The sequence below is a fragment of the Paenibacillus sp. EKM301P genome, from assembly GCF_011800295.1.
Lineage (GTDB): Bacteria > Bacillota > Bacilli > Paenibacillales > Paenibacillaceae > Paenibacillus > Paenibacillus polymyxa.
The window spans coordinates 1-1,187 of the sequence record NZ_JAALFM010000051.1; the positions used below are offsets into that span (position 1 = coordinate 1).

Genomic DNA, 1,187 nt, shown 5'->3' on the forward strand with positions numbered 1-1,187 from the left:
GTAATTTGATAATCACGAATCCATCCGTGGAGACGGCTAAAATCAATCCGGTCGTCTTTCGGACAGATGACCATCGTTCCCCCGTTATAGAGTGTCCGCGCAATATCGCCGACGAACACGTCGAAGGAGAAGCTGGCCAGTTGTAGCAGTCGTACCGGGAATTCGCTCAGGCGGTAATCCCGACGATAGGCCGCAGCGGTATTCACCAAGCTGCGATGTTCGATCATGACACCTTTTGGACGTCCGGTTGTCCCCGACGTGTAGATCACATACGCCAGATCCTGCGGTTCGTTAATATGATCGACGTCTGTCGTATCTCCGGTGTACAGTGACTCATCGTCCAATGCCAGTATGGTTTGCAGACGCAGCTTTGTTGCCGATTCATATGCTGCTTCGCTGTCAGACACCGAATCTGATTTCAAGCTCAAACCTTCATTTAGGTTGTCTCTTTCCATCGTTTCAACGCTAACCTCTGTCTCTAGCTTACCCTTAGCATTTTCATCGCCCAAAGCCCCGTAGCTTTCATTCAGCCATGCTTGTGCGCGCTCCTGCAATCCCGTCTGAGTTAACAGTACCGTCGCACCGCTGTCCTCCAGCATGAAACGAATCCGTTCGGATGGATAATCTGCATCTAATGGTACATATGCGCCTCCGGCTTTCCACACCGCCAATACACCGACCAGCATGTCTACCGAGCGTTCACTCAAAATGCCGACAATCGATTCGCGTCCAATACCTTCATTTCTCAGTCTGCGCGCCAATTGGTTCGCACGCTCATTCAGTTTGCGGTACGTCAGCTGTTGCTCCTCGTACACCACTGCCACGTGATCCAGCACAAGCTGGGCTTGTTCTTCTACATAGGCATGAAACAGGGCTCCTTTTTCAACAGCAGCAACATCCGATACACCTATATCTCCGAAACCGTAGAGGATCTGCTCTTTTTCCTCGGCGGTTACCATATTCAAAACTGCCAGGGGCTGCTGTGGATGATAGGCAATAGCTCGAACGATTTCCGCAAAATGCTGTGCCAATCGCGTCATGGTCTCCGGCTTGTACAGCGCCGTGCTGTATTCCAGACGGCACAGAATACCTTCTGGCTGCTCTATGGCTTCCAAGCTCAGATCAAACTTGGCCGTATGATTGTCCAGTGGATAGGAGCTCAAGGTCAGACCTTTCAGCTCGAACTC

Annotated in this window: 1 protein-coding gene; it reads right to left on the minus strand. The window is 51.2% G+C overall.

The genetic code is table 11. The features are described 5' to 3' along the window. Positions 1-1,187: AMP-binding protein (locus HFD99_RS24760; RefSeq protein WP_167441048.1), on the minus strand; the 1,187-nt coding region annotated here is incomplete at both ends.